The organism is Streptomyces sp. NPDC045021 (assembly GCF_056432645.1).
The window spans coordinates 1-7,096 of the sequence record NZ_JBWKIQ010000036.1 but is presented as its reverse complement, the minus strand read 5'-3'; the positions used below and the strand labels follow the sequence as shown (position 1 = coordinate 7,096).

Sequence of the window (7,096 nt, the reverse complement as noted above, 5' to 3'; positions counted from 1 at the left end):
GACGAGGGCTGGTGGCATTTCGAGGTCGGCAGCGGGACCGAGGTGTTCTGGAGCGCCTAGCTTCGTTTTACTTGGCCCCTGAGCGCTCTAGTTGGCCCGGCTGAGCGGCGTAGGTGGCCCGCAGGGTAGCTGTGACTGGGCGCTGTAGGTGGCCCAACCGGCCAAGTGCGCGCTCAGTGCCTGGTTTCATTCCTGACCTGCGGTTCTGCGTGGGTCCGGAATCGAATGAAGGCGTTTTCGGCTGATGTCGGGCCATGCCTGACCGTCAGGGTGTTGGTGGAGATCTCCACCAGCGGGGCCCGAGTTGGTAGCGTCGATTCGCCGTCGTCGAGGCCGGTATGCCTGCGCCGAAACTCGTGCGTTGGTACCGGTTCTTCGGTGCCGGTGCCGGTGCCGAGCGGGAGCCGGCCACCGAGCCGGGATCATCAGGGAACACGGGGGAATCACATGCGTCGACTCAGCCAGATGACCGTGCCATCTGCGGCTTTGCTGCTACTCCTGGCCGCGACTGCCTGTAGCAAAGAGGAGGCGAAACCTCCGCCTTCTGGCGCCAAACTGTGCGGTATCACCATGGCAAGCTGGTGGTTCGACGCGACAGGCAGCAAGGATCTGTCGGGGAAGCTCACGGGTGATGGGCTGCCGCTGACGAACCCCACCCAGACCGGGCTGTCCGTCCATACGGCGATCTGCACCGTATCCTCCGGCGGAAAGCGGGTAGGAAGCTTCCTCGCCGAGGTCACCAGCGCGGATAAAGTCATCACAGCCGCCCGTCAAATCGCCGAGCGGCCGGCGGAACTGCGATTCGACGTGGCCGGCGGCACAGGAGTGGCCGAAGCGAACTCCAACGACGACGGCGCGGAAGCCTGGTGGACCTGCAAAAGCGCCCTGCTCAATGTCACGGTCCGGCGGCCCAAGGACGTCAAGAAGCGCGTCGAGCTGGCCAAAACCCTGGGCAAGAGGGTCGCCTCCGTCGTCGGCTGCCCCGGGCCCGTCCCCACGCTGCCCGACTGAGCCGAACCCCCCACCGGAAGACCGACATCAGCCACGCACGACTTCTCCGGTTCGCGACCCGCCAACCGAGGCGCTCTGTCTCGCCAACTCAATCGGGCATGGCGTTTCACCACCCACCGCGGGGCTGGGGCACGGCCTGCGGCCGTGGCGAGACCCAGCCCGTTTCTCCGACTGAGCGTCAGACCGGAAATACGAAGATCGCAACGAAGGACCGGAAATGACCGGAATCTGTTCGAAAGGGCGACCCGGATGCGTTCGCCTTGCGGTCACTGTGACCGTTCGCCGAACGATTCCTTTCGCGCCCGCCAGGCCCTCGTGACACACCGCCGCGAGCAGTCGACCGCATTCGAACGGCGGTCCACCCACGCGACCCAGGCAGTCCCGCACTCCGGGCACACAGCCCGGCTGGCACCACCCAGTTGCGCGGCCACCCGCTTGCGCAACCGCAGGTCCCGACGCCACTGCCTGGCACGACATGCCGTAGAGCAAAACCTCGCCCGAAGCGGAGCCTCCGGCCGCAGCCGGCCCCCACACCCGCTCCACAGCCTGCCCGGCGTCCTCGGACACCCAGCCAGCCTAGGGCACAAAGCCACTCAAAACCCGGGATCGACAACAGGCACTCATCGACCACCCGACCGACACAGCTCCCGGCGTGCCGAGGCCTTCACCCCGGTGAGCGGTACCTGGGCCGGGTTCAGTTGCCGATCTTCGCCCGGTCTGTCGACCCTCCCATGGGTACCGGCAGGTGTCCCGGTAGCGTCCGTTGCATGGTCGCCCTCGATGCGCTCGCCCGCCTCTGCCCGCCGCCCGCCAATCCGCCACCTGCGGTGGACTGGGCGCAAGCGGAGCGCGCCCTCGGTCTGGCTCTGCCCACCGACTACAAGCAGCTCGTCGAGGCATACGGCGACGGCATCTTCGACGAGACGATCTGGCTGCTCGTCCCCGACTCCGCCTACGACGACTGCGACCTGCACGCGCAGACGACGGAACGGCACGAGATCCTGGCCGGCCTGTGGCAGTTCGAGGACAAGCCCGCTGGCCTGCAGGAGGCGGGGGCGAGGGTCCTGCCTGAAGGCGGGCGGCGAGGTGGTGCGATCACTTCTCGCGACTTGCTGCTACCACATCGCTCTGCGGGACACGATCCGCACACCGGACCGGCCGTCGACGGCAGTCACCCCTAGCGCTGGCAGCCAGCCGACCCTGTTTATGCTCATGGCCATGGCACTCGAATGGGAACAGATCATCGTCGACTCCTCCGACCCCATCGCCCTCGGGCGCTGGTGGGCCGAGGCTCTCGACTGGGTAGTGGTCGACGAATCCGAGGAGATCATCGAGATCCGGCCTGAGCCGGACCAGATGCCGGGGCTGCTCTTCGTGCCTGTCCCCGAGGGCAAGACGTCGAAGAATCGGCTCCACCCCGACTTCCGCCCCGACGACCAGGAGGCCGAGGTCGCCCGGCTGCTTTCCCTCGGTGCCCGGCGCGCCGACACCGTGCAGGACGAGCAGCACTGGGTGACCCTCCTCGACCCGGAGGGCAACGAATTCTGTGTCCTGGGTGAGCGGAAGAGCTGAGCGGGGCCGGGCAGCCGTTCGGGCGGAGGTGCCGGACGGTTTCGCCCACCCGCACGTGCCCCAGCCGCTGTTCGCCGACCCGGCTACACCACTACACGGGACATGACCGGCGGCGACGAGGCGATAGGAATGCCGGTCTCGATGGTGTTGCCGCCTAGTCGAGCGCCTTCGATGTCGGTCAGAGCGTCCATCACGGCTTGTCCGGCCTGGGTGGGGCGGAGTGATTCGCCCCGGCGGGGGCGGATGTAGAGCTGGACGTCCAAATCCCTTTCCAGGGCAGCGAACTGGGTGTAGAGGACCGAGCGGGCGGTGCCGAGATGGCGTGAGGCCTCGACGAGGGTGCGATGTTCCATCGCTGCTCGAAACCGCTGAAGGCGGCCCCAGCAACGCCGATCTGTGAGGGCCGGCCTGATCAGCGGCGGTACTGAGTCGAGTTCCGTTTGGCTCACGGCCCGGCGTCCGCCGCGTGGACGGAGTTCGATGCCCGTGGCCCGGAGATGGCGTGTCAGCGTCGTTGGGCTCATGTCCAGCTCGGTTGCGATGCTGGCCAGGGGCGCCCACTTCCCGGCGGCGCCGGCTGGCGGCTGCCGTTCCACCCGCAGGACACCGTCGACTCCGAGAACCTCGTCGACGGCGACCACTGGAAGCAGTGGCTCGCTACCGACTGCCCGGCGCTCCTGATCCACGGGCTGCGCAGCCAGGTCCTGCCCGCCGAGCAGGCCCAGGCCATGTGCTCCAGGCGCCCCGACACGATCTACCGCTCCCTGGACACCGACCACTTCGTCCAGCGGGCCGACCCCGAGGGCTTCGCCACCGCGGTCTGGGAGTTCCTCGCGAGTATCTGAACCACCCCCATCGCTGCCGCTGGGCCGGAGCGGCGCGGCCCACCCCCGCAGCAACTCGTCCAGCGCCAGGGCCGTTTCGCAGACGTGCTGCAGGACCCGGTCAGCCCAGGCGCCGTCAGACTGACCCGCTGCGAACGGCAGCCGCTGTCCGTCCGCGACAGCGGCATGCGGCGGTTCTGGATCCCGTGCTTGGCGCGATCATCGTCCAGGAGTTGTCGGCCGCGACGACCTCGGCCCCACAGCGCGACCGCAGGGCCACGGCGGCGTCGCCGGCACCCGCTCCGACCTCAAGGAACAGTCCGCCGGCCTCGACACGCAGGAACTCTTGCAACCGCTGCTTGTCGGCAGCGTAGAACGGTTCTGCACTCAATCGGTCCAGGACGTGAACCCATTGGGTGGGCCGGGGCTGCGTGTCCACCGGCGTGAAACCGTGAGCAACACCGTGCGGATTCATGGGAGCACGCTAGAGGTGCCAACCAAGCCGGTGAACCTTTCCCACGCGGTTGAGAAGACCTGCCATCAGCACCGGCCCTGCCTGAAGAAGCACGCGGAGCGGGGAAGCGACCGCCCGATCCAGATGCCGCTTGTGGACGCACTGCCCCCGACGCGCATCGTGCAGCGAGTCCTGCACCACCACGCCGAAGTCACGCGCATGGTCGCCACCGGCCACCTACTCACTGACATCGCACGCCGCCTCAATCTCGACCGTAAGACAGTCCGCCGCTACCGCGACACCAGCCTTGACCAGCTCCTCAACAGCGCCCGCGACCGCCGCCCCGAGCCGTTGGACGCCTTCAAGCCGTACTTGCAACAGCAGTACGCCACGGGCGTCACCAGCGGCCGGACGCTCTTCCAACAGATCCGCGAACGCGGATTCCATGGCGGCTACTCGACACTCACCGCCTACCTGCGAACCCTGCAAGCCGGCACGGCCCCGTCCGCACCAGCGGAGATCCCGTGCCCGCGCCGGATCACCGCATTGATCATGCGGAACCGCGACCGTCTCAGCACTCAGGAGGTCGAGCAACTCGACCAGGCCCGCCTCGCCTGCCCGGACATCGCGCGGGCGTGTGACCTCGCCCGAGCCTTCACCGGCCTGGTCCGCAACCGCCGAGGCCAACTGCTGTCCGTCTGGATCCGCCAGGTCGAACAGTCCGACGATCTCCCGGTCGCCGAGTTCGCCGCGTTCCTCCGTCAGGACTTCGACGCTGTCACCGCCGGACTCACCCACGAAAGGAGCTCCGGCAAGGTCGACGGCCATGTCAATCGCGTAAAAACGATCAAGAGGGCCATGTACGGCCGGGCCTCGTTCCGGCTGCTCCGGATACGCATCCTCACCCGGCCATGACGGCGCAACCGCCCAGCCTGGGCAGGTGACCTAAGCCGCTATGCAGGGCGAAGAACAGGGTTGATCTCGGCCAGGAATTCATGCAGCTGACGAGCCCCCAGGGCTACGCGATCGTCGGTGTCCCGCGCCAGCTTCTCGCACAGCTGTATCGCGTTGTCCCGGTCGTCGGCGAAGATGCTGAACACATCGTCGACTGCGGTGTGGATCCAATCGCTGTGATTCTCGTCGGCGGCTGCCAGAGTGGACGCGACTATTGCCAGCCCGACCTTGTCCTTTCGCCGGAGCACGGCTTCCGCAGTCACCCGGGTGACGAAGGTGTCACCTGGGTCGAGCATGAGCTCCAGCAGCGGCCCGAGGGCCTCCTGCATCTCGGCGAAGCCTGCCAGGCCGTGACCTGCGTCCGCCCGGTCCCGATAGTCGTGACTTCGCCCGAGCTCACCGAGCGCCACGACAGCTGAGTGCCTCTGGTCACTGCCCACCCGCTTGCCCACCCCCACGATTTCCGGCCAAAGTACCATAGAGGCGCCCTCCGGGTGATCGCCAGAACAGGCCCTATTGCCACAGGTCCGCACCGTCGCGTCCGCTCGGATCCATCATCAGCAGGTCTTCGTGAAGGCCCGAGAGACGGCGACCGGTGGGAGACCCGTCCTCGCCAGATTCCATGACCGCCCAGCCGACATCGACGCCGGACACGTTCACGTCCCCGCCGCAGTCGAGCTCGTCCACCACGGCAAAGACGGCTTCATAAGCGACGGCCCGAGCCAGGAGCACCAGGTCGTCCCGGTCCGCCCCTGCATCCAGCAGGCGCCGAGCTGCCGCCACCTGCTCCAAGGCTCCTTGGCTGGTCCAGCCGTTGATCGCACCACGCCACAAGGAACGGAGCAGCACGAAGCGGGCCAGCTGTGGCTGGTTCCCGTCGATCTCAGACCTCGCCCAGCTCGACGCGTCAGCAGCATGGAGGGCCTCGAACTGTGCCCGAAGCGACTCCGCCGTCGCCCGCTTCGACGGAACAAGTCCGGACAACCACGACTGCCAGGTCGCTTCGACATCATCCATCGCACCAGGATGCCCCATCCGCCACCCAGCACAGGCAAGATCATTCCCAGAATCGCGGTCAGAGCCCTGAACCCCACCTCGTGCTCACGGTTTCCCCAGACCTGCTTGCCTTGGCTCCCATCCACGACGTCGTCAAGGGCCCGCTTGAGGCCGTGACTTGAGGGGGCTACGCCCGGTGGTGTAGCCGTCAGGGCCCGTATAACCGATCGACGTCCTGCTCTTGATCGGGTTGGCTGGACGGCATGCGAGAGCTGTGTACCGATCGTCTACTGCTCCGCCCGTGGCGGGAGTCCGACCTCGAACCGTGGGCGGCGATGAACACCGATCCCGAAGTCCGAGAGTACCTGGGGGAGCTGCTGACACGGGAGCAGAGCGATGCCCTGGTAGCAGGGATGCAGGCTGAGTTCGACGAGCGCGGTTTTGGGTGGTGGGCACTCGAAGCACGCCTCACTGGTGAGTTCATCGGCCGCGCCGGCTTGGACGAAGTGGGCGATGATATGCCGTTCACGGGTGTAGATATCGGTTGGCGGTTGATGCGTTCGGCGTGGGGCCACGGCTACGCCACCGAGGCCGCGCTGGCCTGCTTGGCCTTCGGTTTCGAGGCCCTCGGGCTGCCGGAATTGGTTGCGTCGACGACCGTCGATAACCTGCGTTCCCAGGCCGTGATGCGCCGGATTGGCATGACCCGGGACCCGGCCGACGACTTTGAGGATCCGAGTGTGCCTGAGGGACCGCTTCGCCAGTGCGTGCTCTACCGGTTCTCCCGCAGCGTGCGACCCCATGCAACTTTCCGCCACGCCCGGTTGTGAGGTCGTTGTCCGCGGCACCCCAGATGCCATCGGACGGATCAGAGAGCCGGGCACACTCAACTCCGGACTCCAAACGCTTGCGTTGGGAAAGTGTTCCCCATGCCGTGGTAAGGGAAATGCGCAGGTCGCCTGATGTTCACCGCGCGGGTCTACCCGCATAGACCGTGGCAGTGGTGTCATGCCGGAAGCCGCCCGGACCCACATGGCCGGGCCGAGACCGCAGGAGACCCCCCATGCGACCTTTGCGCCGCCTCACCGCCACCAGTGCCGCCCTGGCGCTGGCCACCGCCGGACTCATCGCCGCGACCGGCACCGCTCACGCGGCGACCTGTTCGCAGGCGTACTTGCCGCTGCCGGACACGTCCTGTCAGCCGGGCGCGTACAACCCCAGCGTCACTCAGTCCACGATCGGGTCCACGATCTGTGTGTCCGGCTGGACTGCCACCGTGCGGCCG

The 7,096-nt window shown here is 67.2% G+C and carries 10 protein-coding genes and 1 pseudogene; 7 read left to right on the top strand and 4 right to left on the bottom strand.

The window, feature by feature from the left end; all coding sequences use genetic code 11:
* Window positions 1-570: 570 nt before the first annotated feature.
* The 3 genes from AC07DC_RS41895 (at window position 571) to AC07DC_RS41885 (ending at window position 2,583) form a co-directional block, all read left to right on the top strand.
* The gene (locus tag AC07DC_RS41895) at window positions 571-1,011 is read left to right on the top strand and encodes a hypothetical protein (RefSeq protein WP_478920228.1); all 441 of its coding nucleotides are present in this window, start codon (window positions 571-573) and stop codon (window positions 1,009-1,011) included.
* Window positions 1,012-1,778: 767 nt separating this feature from the next.
* Window positions 1,779-2,192, top strand: a complete 414-nt coding sequence (locus AC07DC_RS41890; RefSeq protein ID WP_478920227.1) for an SMI1/KNR4 family protein — start codon at window positions 1,779-1,781, stop codon at window positions 2,190-2,192.
* Window positions 2,193-2,229: 37 nt separating this feature from the next.
* Window positions 2,230-2,583, top strand: a complete 354-nt coding sequence (locus tag AC07DC_RS41885) for a VOC family protein (RefSeq protein ID WP_468931735.1) — start codon at window positions 2,230-2,232, stop codon at window positions 2,581-2,583.
* 83 nt (window positions 2,584-2,666) lie between these two features.
* Here AC07DC_RS41885 and AC07DC_RS41880 read toward each other — a convergent pair whose 3' ends face one another.
* Complete coding sequence (locus AC07DC_RS41880; RefSeq protein ID WP_478920225.1) at window positions 2,667-3,107, bottom strand: helix-turn-helix domain-containing protein; 441 nt, start codon at window positions 3,105-3,107, stop codon at window positions 2,667-2,669.
* Here AC07DC_RS41880 and AC07DC_RS41875 point away from each other — a divergent pair.
* The gene (locus AC07DC_RS41875) at window positions 3,024-3,428 is read left to right on the top strand and encodes an alpha/beta fold hydrolase (RefSeq protein ID WP_478920229.1); all 405 of its coding nucleotides are present in this window, start codon (window positions 3,024-3,026) and stop codon (window positions 3,426-3,428) included. The two genes, AC07DC_RS41880 and AC07DC_RS41875, sit on opposite strands and share 84 nt — an antisense overlap.
* Window positions 3,429-3,543: 115 nt before the next feature.
* On the opposite strand, the gene AC07DC_RS41870 is transcribed toward AC07DC_RS41875, so the two are convergent.
* On the bottom strand, window positions 3,544-3,882 hold the full coding sequence (locus tag AC07DC_RS41870) for a hypothetical protein (RefSeq protein ID WP_478920223.1): 339 nt from the start codon (window positions 3,880-3,882) through the stop codon (window positions 3,544-3,546).
* Between the two features lie 132 nt (window positions 3,883-4,014).
* Here AC07DC_RS41870 and AC07DC_RS41865 point away from each other — a divergent pair, with 132 nt between their 5' ends.
* Window positions 4,015-4,776 (top strand): transposase, encoded by a 762-nt coding sequence (locus AC07DC_RS41865; protein ID WP_478920222.1) that lies wholly within the window; start codon window positions 4,015-4,017, stop codon window positions 4,774-4,776.
* A 38-nt stretch (window positions 4,777-4,814) separates the two neighbouring features.
* Here the strand turns inward: AC07DC_RS41865 and AC07DC_RS41860 are convergent, their stop codons facing one another.
* Window positions 4,815-5,225 carry a hypothetical protein gene (locus AC07DC_RS41860; protein WP_478920220.1) on the bottom strand — a complete coding sequence of 137 codons (411 nt, stop codon included), beginning with the start codon at window positions 5,223-5,225 and terminating at the stop codon, window positions 4,815-4,817.
* A 103-nt stretch (window positions 5,226-5,328) separates the two neighbouring features.
* Entirely contained in the window at window positions 5,329-5,832 is a 504-nt protein-coding gene (locus tag AC07DC_RS41855) for a hypothetical protein (RefSeq protein WP_478920219.1), read from the bottom strand.
* Window positions 5,833-6,074: 242 nt separating this feature from the next.
* Here AC07DC_RS41855 and AC07DC_RS41850 point away from each other — a divergent pair, with 242 nt between their 5' ends.
* A complete protein-coding gene (locus AC07DC_RS41850; protein ID WP_478920217.1) occupies window positions 6,075-6,641 on the top strand; it encodes a GNAT family N-acetyltransferase in 567 nt (188 codons plus the stop codon).
* 233 nt (window positions 6,642-6,874) lie between these two features.
* Window positions 6,875-7,096 (top strand): annotated as a pseudogene (locus AC07DC_RS41845) (hypothetical protein); the annotation flags it as partial.

Bases quoted from the DNA above. Each gene is read 5' to 3' on its own strand.
- AC07DC_RS41895 (WP_478920228.1), top strand. From the start codon at position 571: ATGGCAAGCTGGTGGTTCGACGCGACAGGCAGCAAGGATCTGTCGGGG.
- AC07DC_RS41890 (WP_478920227.1), top strand. From the start codon at position 1,779: ATGGTCGCCCTCGATGCGCTCGCCCGCCTCTGCCCGCCGCCCGCCAAT.
- AC07DC_RS41885 (WP_468931735.1), top strand. From the start codon at position 2,230: ATGGCACTCGAATGGGAACAGATCATCGTCGACTCCTCCGACCCCATC.
- AC07DC_RS41880 (WP_478920225.1), bottom strand. From the start codon at position 3,107: ATGAGCCCAACGACGCTGACACGCCATCTCCGGGCCACGGGCATCGAA.
- AC07DC_RS41870 (WP_478920223.1), bottom strand. From the start codon at position 3,882: ATGAATCCGCACGGTGTTGCTCACGGTTTCACGCCGGTGGACACGCAG.
- AC07DC_RS41855 (WP_478920219.1), bottom strand. From the start codon at position 5,832: ATGGATGATGTCGAAGCGACCTGGCAGTCGTGGTTGTCCGGACTTGTT.
- AC07DC_RS41850 (WP_478920217.1), top strand. From the start codon at position 6,075: ATGCGAGAGCTGTGTACCGATCGTCTACTGCTCCGCCCGTGGCGGGAG.